Origin of the sequence: Oceanobacillus timonensis (assembly GCF_900166635.1) — a bacterium.
GTDB lineage: Bacteria > Bacillota > Bacilli > Bacillales > Amphibacillaceae > Oceanobacillus > Oceanobacillus timonensis.
Genome location: NZ_LT800497.1, coordinates 3,481,038 through 3,499,078 on the forward strand (window position 1 = coordinate 3,481,038; position 18,041 = coordinate 3,499,078).

General features: G+C 37.6%; 18 protein-coding genes. 5 read left to right on the plus strand and 13 right to left on the minus strand.

The features are described 5' to 3' along the window. Together B7E05_RS17065 and B7E05_RS17070 are read left to right on the plus strand one after the other, a co-directional pair. Positions 1 to 1,704, plus strand: coding sequence for a site-specific integrase (locus B7E05_RS17065; RefSeq protein WP_080875327.1), 1,704 nt, complete (start codon positions 1 to 3; stop codon positions 1,702 to 1,704). A 1-nt stretch (position 1,705) separates the two neighbouring features. After that, positions 1,706 to 2,290: a hypothetical protein gene (locus tag B7E05_RS17070; RefSeq protein WP_080875328.1), complete on the plus strand. Its 585-nt coding sequence runs from the start codon at positions 1,706 to 1,708 to the stop codon at positions 2,288 to 2,290. 242 nt (positions 2,291 to 2,532) lie between these two features. Here the strand turns inward: B7E05_RS17070 and B7E05_RS17075 are convergent, their stop codons facing one another. Then, positions 2,533 to 2,733: a hypothetical protein gene (locus tag B7E05_RS17075; protein ID WP_080875329.1), complete on the minus strand. Its 201-nt coding sequence runs from the start codon at positions 2,731 to 2,733 to the stop codon at positions 2,533 to 2,535. Positions 2,734 to 2,853: 120 nt separating this feature from the next. Between B7E05_RS17075 and B7E05_RS17080 the strand changes: the two genes are divergently transcribed. Continuing rightward, positions 2,854 to 3,834 (plus strand): SDR family oxidoreductase, encoded by a 981-nt coding sequence (locus B7E05_RS17080; RefSeq protein ID WP_080875330.1) that lies wholly within the window; start codon positions 2,854 to 2,856, stop codon positions 3,832 to 3,834. Positions 3,835 to 4,101: 267 nt separating this feature from the next. Here the strand turns inward: B7E05_RS17080 and B7E05_RS17085 are convergent, their stop codons facing one another. From B7E05_RS17085 to B7E05_RS17095, 3 genes are all read right to left on the minus strand, one after another. Further along, the gene (locus B7E05_RS17085; protein ID WP_080875331.1) at positions 4,102 to 5,235 is read right to left on the minus strand and encodes a zinc-dependent alcohol dehydrogenase; all 1,134 of its coding nucleotides are present in this window, start codon (positions 5,233 to 5,235) and stop codon (positions 4,102 to 4,104) included. A 341-nt stretch (positions 5,236 to 5,576) separates the two neighbouring features. Continuing rightward, the gene (ltrA, locus tag B7E05_RS17090) at positions 5,577 to 6,965 is read right to left on the minus strand and encodes a group II intron reverse transcriptase/maturase (protein ID WP_080872025.1); all 1,389 of its coding nucleotides are present in this window, start codon (positions 6,963 to 6,965) and stop codon (positions 5,577 to 5,579) included. A gap of 571 nt (positions 6,966 to 7,536) precedes the next feature. Continuing rightward, positions 7,537 to 7,740 carry a DUF1657 domain-containing protein gene (locus tag B7E05_RS17095; protein ID WP_080875332.1) on the minus strand — a complete coding sequence of 68 codons (204 nt, stop codon included), beginning with the start codon at positions 7,738 to 7,740 and terminating at the stop codon, positions 7,537 to 7,539. A gap of 615 nt (positions 7,741 to 8,355) precedes the next feature. On the opposite strand from B7E05_RS17095, the gene B7E05_RS22565 reads away from it, so the two are divergent. Beyond that, positions 8,356 to 8,490 (plus strand): hypothetical protein, encoded by a 135-nt coding sequence (locus B7E05_RS22565; protein WP_281252511.1) that lies wholly within the window; start codon positions 8,356 to 8,358, stop codon positions 8,488 to 8,490. A 280-nt stretch (positions 8,491 to 8,770) separates the two neighbouring features. On the opposite strand, the gene B7E05_RS17100 is transcribed toward B7E05_RS22565, so the two are convergent. From B7E05_RS17100 to B7E05_RS17115, 4 genes are all read right to left on the minus strand, one after another. Continuing rightward, positions 8,771 to 9,772, minus strand: a complete 1,002-nt coding sequence (locus B7E05_RS17100; RefSeq protein ID WP_179134569.1) for a DUF3231 family protein — start codon at positions 9,770 to 9,772, stop codon at positions 8,771 to 8,773. Positions 9,773 to 10,273: 501 nt separating this feature from the next. After that, the gene (locus tag B7E05_RS17105; protein WP_080875334.1) at positions 10,274 to 10,657 is read right to left on the minus strand and encodes a SprT-like domain-containing protein; all 384 of its coding nucleotides are present in this window, start codon (positions 10,655 to 10,657) and stop codon (positions 10,274 to 10,276) included. Then, positions 10,658 to 10,894 carry a hypothetical protein gene (locus B7E05_RS17110; protein ID WP_080875335.1) on the minus strand — a complete coding sequence of 79 codons (237 nt, stop codon included), beginning with the start codon at positions 10,892 to 10,894 and terminating at the stop codon, positions 10,658 to 10,660. 213 nt (positions 10,895 to 11,107) lie between these two features. Next, the gene (locus tag B7E05_RS17115; protein WP_080875336.1) at positions 11,108 to 11,341 is read right to left on the minus strand and encodes a SprT-like domain-containing protein; all 234 of its coding nucleotides are present in this window, start codon (positions 11,339 to 11,341) and stop codon (positions 11,108 to 11,110) included. A gap of 454 nt (positions 11,342 to 11,795) precedes the next feature. On the opposite strand from B7E05_RS17115, the gene B7E05_RS17120 reads away from it, so the two are divergent. Beyond that, positions 11,796 to 13,289, plus strand: coding sequence for a catalase (locus tag B7E05_RS17120; RefSeq protein ID WP_080875337.1), 1,494 nt, complete (start codon positions 11,796 to 11,798; stop codon positions 13,287 to 13,289). Positions 13,290 to 13,353: 64 nt separating this feature from the next. Here B7E05_RS17120 and B7E05_RS17125 read toward each other — a convergent pair whose 3' ends face one another. From B7E05_RS17125 to B7E05_RS17145, 5 genes are all read right to left on the minus strand, one after another. After that, a complete protein-coding gene (locus B7E05_RS17125; protein ID WP_080875338.1) occupies positions 13,354 to 15,516 on the minus strand; it encodes a Tex family protein in 2,163 nt (720 codons plus the stop codon). 124 nt (positions 15,517 to 15,640) lie between these two features. Beyond that, positions 15,641 to 16,246 (minus strand): SpoIIE family protein phosphatase, encoded by a 606-nt coding sequence (locus B7E05_RS17130; protein WP_080875339.1) that lies wholly within the window; start codon positions 16,244 to 16,246, stop codon positions 15,641 to 15,643. Continuing rightward, positions 16,243 to 17,034 carry an RNA polymerase sigma factor SigB gene (sigB, locus tag B7E05_RS17135; RefSeq protein WP_080875340.1) on the minus strand — a complete coding sequence of 264 codons (792 nt, stop codon included), beginning with the start codon at positions 17,032 to 17,034 and terminating at the stop codon, positions 16,243 to 16,245. Before sigB ends, B7E05_RS17130 begins: the two co-directional genes overlap by 4 nt. Continuing rightward, a complete protein-coding gene (gene rsbW, locus B7E05_RS17140; RefSeq protein ID WP_080875341.1) occupies positions 17,006 to 17,482 on the minus strand; it encodes an anti-sigma B factor RsbW in 477 nt (158 codons plus the stop codon). The genes sigB and rsbW overlap by 29 nt, the downstream gene beginning before the upstream one ends. Continuing rightward, positions 17,482 to 17,814 carry an STAS domain-containing protein gene (locus B7E05_RS17145; RefSeq protein ID WP_080875342.1) on the minus strand — a complete coding sequence of 111 codons (333 nt, stop codon included), beginning with the start codon at positions 17,812 to 17,814 and terminating at the stop codon, positions 17,482 to 17,484. The genes rsbW and B7E05_RS17145 overlap by 1 nt, the downstream gene beginning before the upstream one ends. Between the last annotated feature and the right edge of the window lie 227 nt (positions 17,815 to 18,041).

Here is an 18,041-nt window from a genome sequence, read left to right on the forward strand (position 1 = left end):
ATGGCGGATGAAGTTCATATATTTGACAACCACACCCTTCATATTGAAAATGACGAGAAGTTTTCGGTAGAAATGACTGACCATTATAAAAAACGTTTTAAATTCTACAAAAGAAATGGAATTATTGAAGGGTGTCAGTATAATGATAGAAGTTGGTTCTTATGGACATTGGGAACAAGAGGCACTAGGTTAAGACTATCATTTGATTTAGATATATTTTCCAATGTTAATGTCGTCCTAAAATGCTACACTCTACTCTTAATGGATAATGGCCTTACAGTAGGAACTATTGCCCGCAAATTGAAAATTATTAAAGAATCTATTTTCAAGACAAACTTGTATAGCGAAGAAAAAGTGGAGGACTTCTATGAGTATGTTTTATTGGAAGTACCTGAGTCCTTTAAGTATAGCCATATCACCTATAATATAGAGTTTTTTGATTTCTTCATGCCTGAACATGGTGAAAAGTTTATATCTCGTTTAATGGAGAGCGATGTTAAACCCTATCAATCAAAAACTAGAGCACTGCCTCCATTTGAAGATATTTTAGCGTTTAGTAATGAACTATATAATTTTTTCTTAAATGAAGAAACTTCCTCTGTCCTGAAAGAGAAATATCTTCCTATATTTATTTGGTGGCAACTAACTATGTTCATCCCAATGCGACCACATGAGTTTGTGCAGTTACAGAAAAGCGATTTTAAAAAAGTAAATGGTCAATATCAATTAACAGTTAAGAGAAGCAAACCAAAGTATCCAAATCACATCCCACCCCAAACGGAATTTCACATTACACAAGATATAGGTGAATTAATAGAGTCATATATTAACTTAAGTGAACATTATTGCACTGTTGATATATCAGCAGAAGAACGTTCCTATTTATTCCCCATGTACATGCGAGCAAGATACTACACCAAACATAACAAGAAAGTTTCTAAAATAATTTCGCATGGAAAAAATATTCATACTACAACTGACATGTTCAATTCATTGCTGAAATTCTTTTACAAAGAAGTAATTCAATCCAGTGATATTGAACAATTAAGTGCAAATTCAACTCGGCATTTAGCAATATGCAACATGAGAATGCAAGGCATCGACCCTCTAACTATTAGCCAAATGGCAGGGCATGCTAGTTTATACACACAAAACCACTATGCTAATCATTTAGAAACTTTTCTAGAAAGTAAAGTAAGATTATTAAGTGAACAGATAAAAAACAAGCAAATGAAAATTACCGATTTCTATACAAAAGAAGAAGCTGAGAACCTCCCTGTTGTTCAAAACCTTAAAACAGAAAGTGTTTTAAATAGGACGAATAGAAGTAATTTCCGACAAATTGAGGGTGGATATTGCACAGATTATAAAGGATTTCCTAATAACTGTGTTCCAAATTGCTTATTATGCCCGTTTTTCCTATTAGATGTGGGTAACAGGGAAAACACATTAAGACTACTTGACGAGACTTCAGGACGGCTTAATAAGCAATATAAAGATCAACTGGACACATACTATATTGTTTTCCAAAAACTAATGAGCAACATGAATCAAAACAAGGAACAGCAGAACACACCTATTGATTTAAACGAACAAGTAAACAGCGTAACAAAATCCATTAATAAGACAATAGAGGACATAGCGAGAACTGAAGCATTAATTATGCAAGAATCAGAAAAGAATCAGGGAAATGAGGAGAATTGAAGTGGCAAGACCTAAAAAATACACTGATGAAGACTTGCTAGAACTTTTAAGACAAACCCGTAGTGAGATAACCGAAGATTTAACGCCATACCTATTAGAGAAGCATACAGGGATATCTAAGACGGTATGGCGAACACGTATGGCAAAGGAGATAAAACAGTTAAATCATGCTTTCAATAACCCCTACAACGATTCTAGAGGCATCAATCCCCTTCCTTTGGATAACGTATTAACTATTTATGGGAAATACAAAGATAATGAAAAAGTGCTTCTAACAAAATTGAAGTCATATGACATATTTGTAAATAATATTTTAAAAACAGCTTCTAAAGTGAGAGGGCTTGAGGTAACACTTCAGCAAAAAGAAAGTGCTTCGGAGCAAAGAATTCAAGAACTGGAAGAAAAGGTGGATGTTCTAAAAGGAGAACGTGATCATTTCGAAAAGGAATATCTAGAAACAATTGGTCAAAGCGCATATAGAGAGCAGTACAGAACAAGAGAAACTAAAGAACCACTATCTTTGGAGAAAAAAGAAAATGCGGAGATAGTTGACTTTATCGGTAGAAACAGCGATTTGTTTGACTAGTTTAAAGTAAAAAATTAATACATCCCTATACTCCCTTTCATAGGGAGTTGTAGCTTTAAAATAAAGTTTGATCAAAAGCAACCCACAGAAACCCATTTTAGGGCAAATAAAAAGAATCCATTTTAAAAAAAGATTGATCAAAATGGATTCTTCTCTTGTGAATTAGTATACATTTTTTATAAAAAAGTTTGATCATTTTATAGCTGTGATCTTCTACAATCGCGCCCGTTTGTTTAATTCGCTTAAAATAAGTTATTTTTGCAGTTTGTTTTTTGCCTTTCCTTTCCAGAGAAATGATAAAAACTAATCTCAAATATAAGAAATGCTACAACAAGACCACCAAGGTATGGGGATGGGGAATCGATTGTTAAGAACAGCATTAAACTTATAGCAAAAGTTACGATACCAATAACTATTGAGTATTTAACATATTTTTTACTCAAATCGTAAACCTCCTTTTGTTCTAAACGGTGTAACTTTATTTTAAACCCACACCAGTACTATATTTACAGTGAACAACATAAACATTCTATAGAAGAAAATTATTTCTACAGGAGGTTTCCATGGATCAAAAGGATCAAAGTCGTCAATTAGACCAAATAAAGCAAATGCAACAAATGTTTAAGGCGAACATGAAAACTCAACCTTATCCCATGTACCCTAACTATGGGAAAATCACACGTTACGAAGAAATTCCGATAAGTTTACCTGAACAGCGCCAGCTGTGCCATCCCGGAGTGGAAAAACTTATGGTACCCCTCCCAATTATCGAAAACCCGAACTATGAAGGGAGTGAAAAGTTAACAGGAAAAGTAGCACTTATTACAGGGGGTGACAGTGGTATTGGTGCAGCAGCAGCAATTGCGTTTGCTAAAGAAGGTGCAGATGTTGCTATTTCATACTTAGATGAACATGAGGATGCAAATAGAACAAAAACGAGGATTGAACAACTCGGACAACGTTGTCTTCTAATGCCTGGTGACTTGCGAGACAAACAACAGTGTATCTCCATTGTAGAACAAACAGTAAGTACGTTTGGACGTCTCGATATTCTTTGTAACCACGTTGGTATCCAATTCCAACAACTAAGTCTGCTTGACATTACAGATGAGCAATTCGATGACACCTTCAAAGTTAATATATACTCTCATTTTTACACAACAAGAGCAGCGCTTCCTCATTTAAAACCAGGCAGCTCAATCATTGGCACTTCTTCAGTGGTGACGTATGTAGGTGAGCAGCAAATGATTGATTATACGGCCACAAAAGGCGCAATAGTTGGTTGGACGCGTGCCTTGGCTAAAAATGTCGTGAAACAAGGGATCCGAGTCAATGCCGTCGCCCCCGGCCGAATTTGGACCCCACTTATTCCAGCAAGTTTCTCGTCAGACCAAGTCGCTGTATATGGAGCATTTAATCCAATGGAACGAGTTGCCCATCCATTTGAACTCGCACCAACCTTTGTCTATCTTGCTTCTGATGATTCCCGTTTTGTTACTGGTCAAGTTCTTCATGTTGATGGGGGAGAATCCACACATTCCTAATGGAAGGGGGTTACCATTTTGAGATATGAATTTAATCCAGAAGTAAAGCTATTGCTAGTAAACCATTCAAATGAAAAAGTAAAGATGGTCTATATGGAGGATTCCTGGCCCATGCCAAAAATAGGACCGAGACCACCATACTATTGCTACCCAAGTTACGAGCTGAATTATCCAATTATCTAACATTTTATAAAAAAGCCTGCAGTAATGATTATGGAAAACCATTACTGCAGGCTTCTTCTATCATGTTACTGGATTAACCCTCTTTTACGGCTTTAAAATGACCTTAACGCAATTATCCTGATGATCATTAAAGATGCTATACCCTTCACTTGCATTCTCAAGAGGGATTTTGTGTGTAATAATTTCTTTGGGATCAAACTCTTTATTCATAATCTTTTCAAACAATTTAGGCATGAAGTGAATAACTGGGGCCTGACCCATCTTAAGCATAATATTCCTTATCCAAAAGGCACCTAATGGAAACGCATTGTAGTTGCTGCCGTAAACGCCGGTTAGTTGAACCGTTCCAAATTTCCTGACAGCTTTTGTTGAAATTTGAATAGGTCCAAGTGTTCCGCCTTGCAGCTTTAGTTTTTGTTCCATATATTCCAAAGGTGATTTTTTTCCATCCATGCCCACACAATCAATGACAACGTCTGCCCCGCCATGAGTGATTTCCTTTAAATACTCACCCATGTCATCGTTTTTGGTGAAATCAAACACTTCAACATTGTTGATTCGTTTTGCATGGTTTAAACGATAACCAAGGTGGTCAATAGCGATTACACGTTTTGCGCCTTCCATCCATGCGAACTTTTGTGCCATCAGTCCAACAGGGCCACAGCCAAGCACAATAACGGTATCGTCCTTTTTCACTCCGGCATTTACCACACTCCAGTAGGCAGTGGGAAGAACATCAGATAAAAAGAGAAGGGATTCATCTTCCAGTTCACACGATTTAGGAACAACAAAAGGGGTGAAATTCCCAAAAGGCACTTTTAAATACTCAGCCTGGCCGCCCGGGTGGTTTCCGTACTTTTCGGAATAACCGAAATACCCTCCTGAATCGTAATGCGGGTTGGAATTGTCACATTGGCTTTCCATCTCATGCTGGCAATAAAAGCACTGTCCACATGAAACATTGAAAGGAACAACGACCCGGTCCCCTTTTTTTACCTTTGTCACTTCAGGGCCGACTTCTTCGACAATCCCCATTGGTTCGTGACCAATGACATATCCGTCAGGTAACGGGATATTCCCTTGATACAAGTGTAAATCAGACCCGCAAATGGCTGTCGAAGTTATTCGAACAAGAACGTCATCTTTTTTCTCAAGCTTTGCGTCCGGTACCTCTTTAACAGTTACATTATTCGGTCCTTGATAGGTTACAGCTTTCATTTTCTTCACTCCAATCCAAAATAAATGGCTTTCAATCATTTAGACTGCCCGTCTCAAACGGAATGCATGATTATATATAGTATTTCACTTACTGATTTAAATTATTCGTCCTCATAACTAATAATATTGCAAACTGTAGGTTTATAAAAAAGTTCAATCAAAAATATTCTATAATCGTTGATTCTACACCACATGGTAATTTTGATTTTATAAAAAAGATTGATCAAAACGTAGTATTAGATAAGGAGTATACGTTAATTTTTAGAATCGAGTAGAGGGAAAAGCTAAGTAACTTCTCGCCCCTCTCACACCACCGTACGTACGGTTCCGTATACGGCGGTTCAATAGTTTGAGTGTACGAACTGGTATTGAAGAGCGATATCTTTATATCCTCTCGATGCCAGTTCTTTGTCTGTCAATGAACGGTGGAGTACATAGCTACCTGATATAATCCAGTAACCTTTTCTTGTATTCGACCATTCATAAGCTTTCCGTTTATCGATACCTAACTGAATTAGATTCTTTCGTTTCGTACGTGGATTTTTCCACTGTTTCCAGATATATTGTCTAATTCTTCGCTTCAACCACCCATTCAGATTCTTCATAAATCCTTTCATTTCTCCTATGCCATAGTAATTTATCCACCCTGTCATAAGTTGCTGGATTTCTTTTAAAATCCTATCGATACTTCGTCCACGATTACGTTTCGTGATTCGTCTGAGTTTCTGTTTAACGGTCTCTTTTGCTTTATAATGCGGACGAATCTGAACACCTTTCTTTGTGACGAGGAGACAGAAGCCTAGAAACTTTCGTTTCAGAGGGCTTCCAACCGCACTCTTCTCCCGATTCACGGTAAGACTTAAATCCATCTCGAGAAATTTCGTAATACTTTTCATTACGCGTTGACCTGCTCTTTTACTTTTTACATAAATGTTACAGTCGTCTGCGTAACGCACGAACCGGTGTCCTCGTTTCTCCAGTAAATGGTCTAACTCGTTTAAGTAAATATTACTGAGTAACGGAGACAGGTTCCCGCCTTGAGGCGTTCCTTCCTCTGATTTTTGAAAGATGCCGTCAATCATGATTCCACTTAATAAATATTGTCTTATCAAGCGTAGTACGCGTTTATCTGTGATCTGTTTTTCCACAAAATACATCAGTTTGTCATGATTGACCGTATCGAAATAGGCTTTCATATCCAAGTCCACCACATGTTTGTACCCTTGTTCGTAATGCGATTTTGCCCGTATGATGGCTTGATGTGCACTACGTTTTGGACGAAACCCAAAACTATTATCGGAGAACGTCGGTTCAAATATGGGTTGTAACACTTGGTTTATTGCTTGTTGAAGCATTCGGTCAATAACGGTAGGGATTCCAAGTTTTCTTATTCCGCCGTCTTGTTTTGGAATGTCAACCCGCATTACGGGTTGAGGTTTATACTTCCCAAGATACAACTGCGTTAATAGTTCTTCCCTGTGCTCCTTCAAGTATGGAAGCAGCTGGTCGTATGTCATACCATCCACTCCCGCTGCTCCCTTGTTTCTGACCACTTGAAGGTAAGCTTGATTTAGATTGTCCCTTGAAAGGATTCTTTCAAACAGATTGGATACACCATTTTGATTGTTCTTTTCACCATGAAAGGCACTATGCACTTCGACATACCCTTCATGTTCCACATTATCTCTCTGCCGATAGCCAGGTTCTCCTGTTTTCTGCAGTTCTCGCACCTTTCACACCTCCTAGACTTTTCAAAATTACGATTGTTCGGTCCTTCATGTTTTGGCCTTTTCACACTACTACGACCTCTGCTGACTTCTTGTGATTCACCAAGATGTCACCACCTTAGTTGTGTTGACTCGTTATTCTTCAACTTGTTCATCACCCTCACAAGACCTCCCCCGGTAAGAGTGAGAACTTTCCTCCCATATAACTGCTAGATTTACTGTATAGGTTTCGGGCAGTATTGGACTTCATCTTGTAGTGCAGATTTATCCGACCTAATCCAGCCTTCTATCTAATTTCTGTTCGTCAGTCCAGGAGTTTGCGTCTGACTTCCTTCAGCCACTATCTCACAATAGCCACCTTGTCTTTCGCTAACAGTTCCTACTGCCAAGCCTGTAGTGGACTTTCACCACCAAGTTCTCACCCATGCAGGGCGCACACTCAGAAACAGAGGTAGCTTAAGGCTACCTCTGTTTGCGTTCCATCAACAACCACTGATTTGTCATAGATGGTTTATGGTCATTCTGTTCAGGAATTAAATTCATAATGTGTATGCCCTTAAAGACACCCTTAACATTATTGTTTGTATTGGGGTTCTTCTTGTTCCATTTCGTGAACCCGAGGAACAATACTATCAATAACCATTTGTGTTTGTTGAGCTGCATTTTGATACATTTGTTTCGCTTGTTTATTTTCAGTTTCAAGAGCAAAGGTTTCAAAGCTAGCTTGAGCACTTTTTAAGCCAGCTAATGTTTGGTTTACTTGACTTGCTACCGTCATAAATCGACTACCTCCTTATGGTTATTTGTTCAATCATAGAATGTTGATAAAGGGTACTTTTTATGTTATCAATTTTTACCATTAATAATTTTATAAGGTGGCTTTGCATAACAGGGGATGGAAATAGTTTTTATAATGTCTGTATGGGAAGTGAAGATACGACGTAAATGTGTAATGACAATAAAGTTATTTAATTTCGAAGCCTAAAATACGCATTACACCGTCCTCAAATATGGACGGTGTAAAAATAAAGTTGTTTAATTTTTAGTCAATTGCAGAATAACGCTTAATAGATGTAACAATAAAGTCGTTTAAATTGATAGTTGTTCCACAATCGCGCCCGTTTCTTGAATATTCTTTTTTGATATCAGCTGGTATTACTACAGAATGAAAAGGAAGTAATCAAAAAGATGGAGCTTGGCATCACATTTCCATCTTTCATTGTTCTGATACGTATAGCATGATCTTTTTCACAATGAATCCAACACCAACACGCCCGGTATCACAAACAACATCGGTAGCCATACAGGTCCGAGAAGCACACCAAACAATGTCAATGTCTTAGAGTAAATTAGACCAACGGTTACAAAATAGCCGATAATACAAACGGTAAAAATGGAAACAAAAACCCCTTATAAAGAGCTTGGTTGGGACTATCTTCCAAATAAAGAAAGGAAGAAAGATTACTTTATAAAAAAACTGCAAAACATGGGCTATGAAATAGAAATCCAAGAAACCAAATCAGCTTAAACCTAATAATAGCCAAATTTTTAAAAATGGGTGATCCCATTTAGGGAGAGTGTTTTTTTGCGCCATTTTTAGCAAAAATCCCATTTTCGTATAAAAGCTGACCGAATCCGGGGAGTGCGATGGACCAAAGCAATTTTTCCATTCATATCGCCTTACCCTTCCCTTTTCCGTATGACAGATTGCCTCTCAATCCTATTTTGTCTAAACGGACCCACTGAAATTAGAGTCTTCTTTCCAGCTTTCTCATTTAGCACTTTTCTAAAACGGGGAATTCATTCGATTATAAGGAACGTTGAACATCGGAAAACTGAGGTGGTTGTTCCAGCCATTTATTCTTAATGGCCAACTCTGCACTATTTTTTGCATAACGTTCGGATCCTGTTATTAGCTTTCCAAATAAAAAAGCTAAGTCAGATCTTTGAGATTGCCCCAACGCTATACCATAATCAGAAATACCAATGCCAGCAAGAAATGCAACATGTGCCATCATCAATTTATCCGAAAAAGGTGAAATGGTTGAGTCGGTCACTTCAAAATCCGGAAAAGAAGGGGGATCAAGGTTTTCGTTTTCAATTTTTTGGTTTAAAGACTCTCTGTGTCTGTCTGTAATGCCTTTCCCTTTCAACATATGATCTCTAACTTCTTGGGAATCGGCAACCTGGCTGAAGCCTAACAATAGGTATCCGCCAATAGTATTCGTTATTGTGCTTTTATAAAGGTGTCTGATTTCTACGGCATTTAAGGGCCTATCATTTGTGAAAAGACCGATATTCAAATAATACTTTTCGTCTTGAATAAAACTTGAATGTTCAGGATACGACAAATATGGAGCATGAGAATACACACCCTTATCTAACATTAATTTCGTCGATTGATCCTGTAACTTGATTGTTTTCATCAAAGCTTTTTCAAAAAAATTTAATGTCCTTTGATCTGAGGAATAGGAGTAATACGTTCCATAATTTGTTAATCCATAGTTCGCCATATGCTTGACGTAGACCAAACAGAAGGTGTCAGAAAATAAACGGGGTACATCCGAATTCACATCATCTTTCGTAAACCCTTCAGGGATGGGATATCCCTCACTTGTAAAAATTTCTTCAATGGATTGAAGATGTTGGACACTGAGGTTAAGTGCGTGCTCTATTACTTGCTTCATCTGTTTATCTACCATTTTTTCGGTAAAGTGCTGAAGAACACGCTGGGATAAACTTGCACTCATATAAGTCGACCAAAGAGAGCCAATTTCTACAGATGTTAACTTATTCTTAGAATTTTCCATGTTGTTTCCTCCAAACATACCATTTACGGTTATTATTTACCTCCTCTCGTGAAATGTTCATTCAAAAACTCATTATTCACAAGCCGGTGTTGCATTGTGAGGCTGAGGTGAAGTTTCCCAACGAAACAAAGAGCAGAAACCATCTGCACTCTGAGGCTAACCACCATTGCCTATTTGCTCCGCAAAATGGCTCGTTTGCGGTATAACCTTATATTACTTTTACCATAAGAAACCCCTTTAGACAAATTACATTCAAAGGGGTAAAACTTCGCAACTTTTTTGTAAACATCGCGACTTTATTCAACATCGCATCTTTTTTATAAACATCGTGACTTTATTTCAAACCCACAGCAAGCGAAGCGCGGTAGAGGTTTTAAGATACTCAACATTTTATTTGTCCAATTTCTTGACATAGATCCAAAGTTTGAATTAAACCTCTCTGTCTTCTCTATTACATTATATGTCCCTTGAAATTTATGACATTTAATCCAAGCTATATAATCACTTATTGAACTGTTTAGAATAACTATTAAACGCACTTTGAGCAGCCTTAGTTTTACTGAAAGAAGCACCTACTCTAACACATTCTTCAACAAACTCCTTTGAGTCATCTCTAAACGGCTTCCCTATTGTATGCAGCTCCCAATGCACCATTTCATGCAAAAGACATTTTAAAACCTCTTCATTTGAATATCTTTTATTTACTACTTTACTCATTCTAATGAACTTATCACCAGTTTTTTTATTATAGTGATAACTCGCTAGTTTCCTTCTCCAATTTCTATTAACAAGTTCAATTCGTATATCAAATTCTCGATCCCAATGCTCTTTTGCAAATCGCTGAGCATAATTAACTAAATCCCCTTCCGTAAACCTGCAAGACAATTAATAACAACCTCTTCTCTCTATTGTACAATTCCATAGTTTTCTCATTTTTTCTATTGCAATGTCAGTTCTCGTATTCTTGTGATAATTGGGAACTACATAATAAAAATCAAGTGGGTCATATCCTAGTATTTCTAACATATACCGAACAACATTAACCTTAATGGTTTCCTCATTTGTGTCTTTAAAATGATTATATAGTTTTTTTACGCTTTCTATTTCAGCCGTTTTCCCCATATAAACACCCCTTGCTAAGTTATTTATTCGATTATATTGTACTATCAAATGAATAAACTTTCAGCAAAAGCTAGTCAAGTATGTGATAATCATCTAAATGAAGAAGTAAAATATAAACATGAAAACAGTTAAGACCACAAACAAAGTTAAAACCAAACTATATCTCGTCAAATTTGTTGATATAATAGCATTTAAGATTAAAACCACGAAAAATCATGTCATAGATTGAATCAACTCATGTTTAATAATACCATGAAGTTCTTCTTTTTCAAATTCCAATACATATTTCGGATTGATTTCGATTAACCGTTTACTTGGGATATATCTTCCACCAGTTGTTCGTAAGCGGGAATTAAAACGCACCTTATCATGAAAGGATTTATTAAAAAAAGTTTCTGACAGCTGTTTAACCAATTGATATAATTCTTCATCAGATATTTGATTCATGTGTTTCTTCTCTCCCTTTTTAAATAAAGCACGAACCCGAAATGATTCTTTCTACCTTAAGCATTTTCCATCGCTTATTTTTGTCCATTCATTATTATATGTCATTGAAATTCTTAAACAAATAATGAATCTAATAATGACTCATTTTAACATAACAAACTTAAATCAGGAACTTTCATTCTCTTCCATCATCACACATTATTATTCTCAATTAAAATGAATAATTGATAATAAATAGAATCATAAGTACGTCTGCTTATTTCTTATTAATAGAAAATAACAGAAAATAAACCTTCCTTGCTTATTGTTTTCAAATACGGTGTTCACTGTTAAAAAGGACTTCTATATAATGATTAAAAAATGTCATATAAATAACACAGAATATTAATAGCAATCTACTATTTATTATGTTATTATAATAATTGTAGTTAATTTACTAGGAGGGGAACAATTTATGAGCGATAAAAGAAAAATGACCACTGCATTTGGCGCTCCTGTACCAAATGATGATGATTCGAAAACAGCCGGTAAACGTGGTCCATTATTAATGGAAGATTTTTGGTTCCTTGAAAAGCTTGCACACTTTGACCGTGAAGTTATTCCTGAACGTCGTATGCATGCTAAAGGTTCCGGAGCTTATGGAACATTGACCATTACAAATGACATTACAAAATATACAAAAGCAGACATCTTCTCGGAAGTTGGCAAGAAAACAGACATGTTTATCCGCTTCTCTACTGTAGCCGGTGAACGTGGCGCTGCTGATGCAGAGCGTGACATTCGCGGTACTGCTATGAAGTTCTATACAGAAGAAGGAAACTGGGATTTAGTTGGTAACAATACGCCGGTCTTCTTCATGAGAGATCCAAAACGTTTCCCTGACTTGAACCATGTGGTTAAACGTGATCCAAAAACAAACATGAAGAATGCTGATGCAAACTGGGATTTCTGGACAAACCAACCAGAAGCACTTCATCAGGTTACCATCGTCATGTCTGATCGTGGTATTCCAAAATCTTTCCGCAACATGAACTTGTTTGGAAGCCACGCATACAGCTTATATAATGAAAATAATGAGCGTGTATGGGTTAAATTCCACTTCAAAACAGAACAAGGAATTGAAAATCTTACAAATGAAGAAGCTGCAAAAGTGATTGGTCAAGATCGCGAAAGCAATCAGCGTGATTTATACAACAACATTGAAGAAGGAAACTTCCCTAAATGGAAAATGTATATTCAAGTAATGACAGAAGAAGAAGCAGCGAACATGCCTTACAATCCGTTTGACTTAACAAAAGTATGGTATAAAGATGAATTCCCGCTTATCGAAGTCGGTGAATTAGAACTGAATAAAAACCCTGAAAACTATCATGAAGAAGTAGAACAGGCAGCATTTGCTCCTACAAACATTGTTCCGGGAATTGGATTTTCTCCAGATAAAATGTTACAAGGCCGTCTATTCTCTTACGGAGACGCACAGCGTTACCGTCTAGGCGTAAACCATTGGCAAATCCCTGTTAACTATCCGAAAAACGCGAAAAACTTCCATCCATATCACCGTGATGGTGCTATGCGTGTTATCCCTTACCAAGGTGGACAAGTCAGCTATAGCCCGAACCAATATGGAGAATGGGAAGACAGCAAAGAACATCAAGAGCCTGCATTACAGCTCGGCAGAGATGTAGATGCTGATTACTTTGACTTTGATGTAGACGATACACTTTACTACGAACAACCAGGTAAACTATTCCGCTTAATGTCCGATGAGCAAAAACAAGCGCTCTTCCAAAATACAGCGGATGATATTGCGCCTGCATCCAAATCAGTAAAACTTCGTCACATTAATAATTGCTATCGTGCTGACCCGGATTACGGGAAAGGTGTTGCAGAAGCAATCGGTATTTCACTTGATGAAGTGGAAGCTGCAAACGAAGAATCAGTAAAATAATAGCAAATAAAAAAGGAACTTCCCAATACAGAAGTTCCTTTTTTTATTTATCTTACTTTCTTCTTTACTGAATCATGGAAAGCGCAATCCTTCCTTTTTGAACGTTGACATCATCCACCCATACAGTAACAACATCACCGACAGAAGCAACATCCATTGGATGCTTGACGAACTGCTTAGACATTTTAGAAATATGCACAAGTCCGTCCTGTTTCACACCAACGTCAACAAAAACGCCGAAATCTACCACATTCCGGACAGTTCCTTGCAGTTCCATCCCAGTTTTTAAATCTTCCATATTCATGACATTTTTCTTTAATAAAGGCTGCGGGAAATCATCACGCAGGTCGCGTTCCGGTTTGCTTAATGCCTCAATAATATCCTCTAAAGTCGGCAAACCAAGTTCTAATTCTTCCGCAACAGCTTGTTTATCGATTCCTTCCATTTCTTTCTGCAAAGGTTCTGTACCCAAATCTTTTTCATCAAAAACAAGTTTGTTTAATAATGCTTTTGCTTGTGGATAGGTTTCCGGGTGAATAGGGGTGCGATCAAATGATGTGTCCCCATCTACAATCCGCAAGAACCCAATTGCCTGCTCATATGTTTTAGCACCGAGCCTAGGAATTTTCTTCAGCTGCTTACGGTTTGTAAATTTTCCTTCCTCTTCCCGCTTCTTAATCACATTATTCGCTACGGTTTTACTTAAACCAGATACGTACTGGAGAAGAGACGAAGAAGCTGTATTCACATTAACTCCTACCTGGTTAACCGCTGTTTCTACAACGAATGTCAACGAATTGGACAATTCTTTTTGACTCACATCATGCTGGTACTGGCCGACACCAATCGACTTTGGATCAATTTTTACCAGCTCAGCTAATGGATCCTGTACCCGTCTGGCAATCGAAACAGCACTTCTTTCCTCTACCTGCAGATCAGGGAATTCTTCTCTTGCCAGAGCGGAAGCAGAGTACACGCTTGCTCCTGCTTCATTCACAATAATGTATGGAATATCCAGGTTGTTATTTGTTAGCACATCCGAAACAAATTGTTCTGTTTCTCGGGATGCTGTCCCGTTCCCAATCGCAACCAGTTCCACACCAAACTGCTGAATGATATGGAGGACAACTTTTTCTGCGCCTTTCACATCTTTCTTTGGAGCGGTAGGATAAATTACATTAATTTGATGAACTTTCCCAGTCTCATCCACAACAGCTAACTTACAGCCTGTCCGGAAGGCCGGGTCAACTCCAAGAATTACTTTCCCTTTTAACGGTGGTTGAAGTAATAGGTTTCTTAAGTTCACAGAAAAAACTTCAATCGCCTGTGCCTCTGCTTTTTCTGTCAATGCACTGCGGATTTCTCTTTCCACTGACGGCTCAATCAACCGTTTATAACTATCTTCCACGGCAGCTGTTAACAGTTCCTTCATGTTTTGTGGACAAGCATTTTTGATCACCTTTTTTTCCAAGTAGGAAATGATTTTATCCACAGGCGCTTCTACCTGCACTTTTAAAATCCCTTCTTTTTCACCGCGGTTTAATGCAAGAATACGATGAGACACCAAAGAACGGATGGTTTCACTGTATTCATAATACATTTCAAATACCTGTTTTTCATCCGCTTCTTTATTTTTATCTTCAGACTGCATGGTTCCTTGTTTCATCGTAGTATTACGAATAAATTCACGGTAAGCCGGTTCATCTGAAATCCATTCCGCAATAATGTCATTGACTCCTTGCAGCACTTCTTCCACTGTATTTAGTTCATGTTCCTCTAAAAAGTACTGTGCTGCTCGCTGTTCTAGATCCACTGCTTCCTTCTGTTCCCAGATAACCAGCGCCAGCGGCTCTAACCCTTTTTCCTTGGCAATGGTGGCCCTGGTACGACGTTTTTGCTTATAAGGACGGTATAAATCTTCTACTTTTTGAAGCTGTGTCGCTTTTTCAATGTCATTTCTTAATTCATCTGTTAATTTTCCCTGCTCGTCAATAATACGAAGCACTTCTTGTTTCCGTTCAGACAGGTGAAGAACATACGTCCATCTGTCCTGTATTTCTTTTATTTTTACTTCATCCAACCCGCCTGTTGCTTCTTTTCGATATCTGGCAATAAACGGAACTGTATTCCCCTCATCCAAAAGAGAAATAACTTTAGAAACAATATTATTTTGTACACTGGTATCTTTTGATACAATTTCAATTAGCTTTTCGTCTGCTTTCACTATATTTCTCCTCCTTACTATCCTTCCTTATTGTATCAAAATAAACAAGTTCGTGCTTTCTGCATATTAAAAAGATTGATCTGTTATCCATAACAAATGAACCCGTGTCCATGTTATTTCATACAAATCAACCTTTTTCCCCTTTATATCTAATTGCCATTAATGTTGTATCATCCTGTCTGGTATGATGGATGTTTTGTTTATAAGCATCGGTAATCCGTTCAACATTATAATCTTTAAAATAATAAGCTGATAGCTCTTTATCCTTCACGCCGTCCGAAAACACAATAAAATTGGTTCCATCGTTTAACTTCTCTGTCATTACCTTTACTCCTCGATAACGCGAGCCGAGATATCCAGAACTTGGAATATTTCGCTTCTTTTTACATCCTTGTTCCAAAATAATGATACCTATATTCCCAATGGAGGAAAAAGTAAAGGATTGGTCGATAAAGTCTATTTTCAGAATTCCCATTACGGCTCCACGCATGCCAACAAGCTGTTTATTACATAAATCAATAATTTCTTTGACTGTTTGATGCTTATGCTGCTTCACAATATCGACAACAACTTGCGAGGATTCTTTTGCAATCTCTCCGCTTCCCAGACCATCTGCGAGCACTCCTAAAAATAGCTGGTCTTCTTCTATAAAAAAGTAACTGTCTCCACAAAAATGATTACCTTTTTTAGATTTTTGATAAACGGAAACATCTACATATTTACCTGAAATCAATCGAATACCTCCGTACTTTCTGACTGCATGGTTTCTCGTAGTTTTCGGAGTGCTCGTCTTTGAAGACGTGAGACATGCATTTGGGATATACCCAGCATTTCCCCCGTTTCTTTCTGACTCATATTTTTAAAGTAGGTACATTCTAAAATGACCTGTTCCCGTTCGGATAAAACAGGAAGGATTTTTTCAAGCATCATTTTTTGCTCTGAATTCTTAAAGCTATCATCATCATTGCCAATTAAGTCAAGAATAGCAACGGTACTGCCGTCTGAATCAGCTTCAATTTTATGATCCACAGATAGTGCCTTATAACTTTTGCTCATTTCCATTGTTTCTAATACTTCTTCTTCTGGTACACCAATATATTCTGCAATTTCTTGAATGGTAGGAGATTTTTGATTTTTAGCCGTCAGTTCATCAGCACTTTTTCGGATTTTCGGTCCCAATTCTTTAATACGGCGAGGGACATGCACACTCCATGTTTTATCCCGTATAAATCGTTTTATTTCACCGATAATGGTTGGGATTGCGAATGATTCAAACGACTTACCATAGGAAGCGTCGTACCTCTTAATTGCCCCAAGCAATCCAATCATGCCGACTTGCACAAGGTCTTCATGAATGGCACTGTTTTTGGAGTACTTCCGGGCAATGGATCCAACAAGGTTCTGGTAGGTTAAAACAATTTTTTCCTGTATTTCTTCATTTGCTGGATCTTCTTGAAGTGCACGTATCCATTGGTAAACCTCATCTCCCCCTCTATTGAATGGTTGAGATTTGGTCGTCATCCATGTCCACCTCTTCTTCTCTATTGTATTTAGTCATAATAACCATTACACCATATTTGTTGTTAATTTTTACTTCATCCATTAATGCTTCAATTAGGAACAGGCCGAAACCTCCTTCTCTAATTTTTTCAACTGGTTCATCGTTTTTATATGGTCCCGTCTCATTCTTTACCTCTTCCAGATCAAAACTTCCTCCACGATCTGCTACCATGATTTCCATTCGGTCATCATATACGCCAAAGCCAACTGTGATTTCACCGGACTCTTTTTCTTCATATGCATGTTCGACAGCATTTGTAATCGCTTCTGATATAGCAACTTTCAAATCCTCAATTGCATCATAAGAAAAACCTACCCGATTAGCAACGCCTGAAAGCGTTAAGCGCATCACTCCAATATATTCCGCTTTTGCCGGCACCTTCATTTCGATATAATCAAATGCTTCCATTACTCATTGCCACCTCGAATCGCTGCTTTAATATCCATAACACCATTCAGACCAGTTATCTCAAAAATGCGATACACCCGTCCCTGGACATTTTTTAAAGTGAAATGACTCCCACTTTCCTTTGAAGCTTTCAAAGCACTAACAAACACACCTAAACCGGTGCTGTCCATATACGCTACATTTTCTAAATCCACTTCAATTTCATTACCACTCTCTTGGATTAAAGGCATTAATGATTTTTTTAACTCCGGGGCTGTATAGGCATCAATCTCCCCGCTCACTTCTAAAACTTTTACTTGGTTCTCTTCTTGTACATTAACTGATAAATTCATAATAACCCCCTCTGTCATCACAAATATAGATTATAGATAGATGACGATACAATGATAAAGTAGAACTGCATTCATCAGGGTTCCATCTCCCTAACGGAATGGCAGTCAAATGAACTGAATTTATACAGGCGCTCCATCCTCACCCACCAAACTTTCTATCTGATGAATAATGATAACAGCAGTCCGTTGTCCCGTTAAACTGCGGGAATTTCATTTTCTCTATCAAG

What these genes read in the sequence shown, in the direction of transcription:
- sigB (WP_080875340.1), bottom strand. Translation starts at nt 17,034, where the DNA reads ATGACGACCAAATCTCAACCATTCAATAGAGGGGGAGATGAGGTTTAC.
- B7E05_RS17145 (WP_080875342.1), bottom strand. Translation starts at nt 17,814, where the DNA reads ATGAATTTATCAGTTAATGTACAAGAAGAGAACCAAGTAAAAGTTTTA.
- B7E05_RS17080 (WP_080875330.1), top strand. Translation starts at nt 2,854, where the DNA reads ATGGATCAAAAGGATCAAAGTCGTCAATTAGACCAAATAAAGCAAATG.
- B7E05_RS17110 (WP_080875335.1), bottom strand. Translation starts at nt 10,894, where the DNA reads ATGGGGAAAACGGCTGAAATAGAAAGCGTAAAAAAACTATATAATCAT.
- B7E05_RS17065 (WP_080875327.1), top strand. Translation starts at nt 1, where the DNA reads ATGGCGGATGAAGTTCATATATTTGACAACCACACCCTTCATATTGAA.
- B7E05_RS22565 (WP_281252511.1), top strand. Translation starts at nt 8,356, where the DNA reads ATGGAAACAAAAACCCCTTATAAAGAGCTTGGTTGGGACTATCTTCCA.
- B7E05_RS17100 (WP_179134569.1), bottom strand. Translation starts at nt 9,772, where the DNA reads ATGGAAAATTCTAAGAATAAGTTAACATCTGTAGAAATTGGCTCTCTT.
- B7E05_RS17085 (WP_080875331.1), bottom strand. Translation starts at nt 5,235, where the DNA reads ATGAAAGCTGTAACCTATCAAGGACCGAATAATGTAACTGTTAAAGAG.
- rsbW (WP_080875341.1), bottom strand. Translation starts at nt 17,482, where the DNA reads ATGGAAGCATTTGATTATATCGAAATGAAGGTGCCGGCAAAAGCGGAA.
- B7E05_RS17095 (WP_080875332.1), bottom strand. Translation starts at nt 7,740, where the DNA reads ATGACGGTAGCAAGTCAAGTAAACCAAACATTAGCTGGCTTAAAAAGT.
- B7E05_RS17115 (WP_080875336.1), bottom strand. Translation starts at nt 11,341, where the DNA reads ATGAATCAAATATCTGATGAAGAATTATATCAATTGGTTAAACAGCTG.
- B7E05_RS17120 (WP_080875337.1), top strand. Translation starts at nt 11,796, where the DNA reads ATGAGCGATAAAAGAAAAATGACCACTGCATTTGGCGCTCCTGTACCA.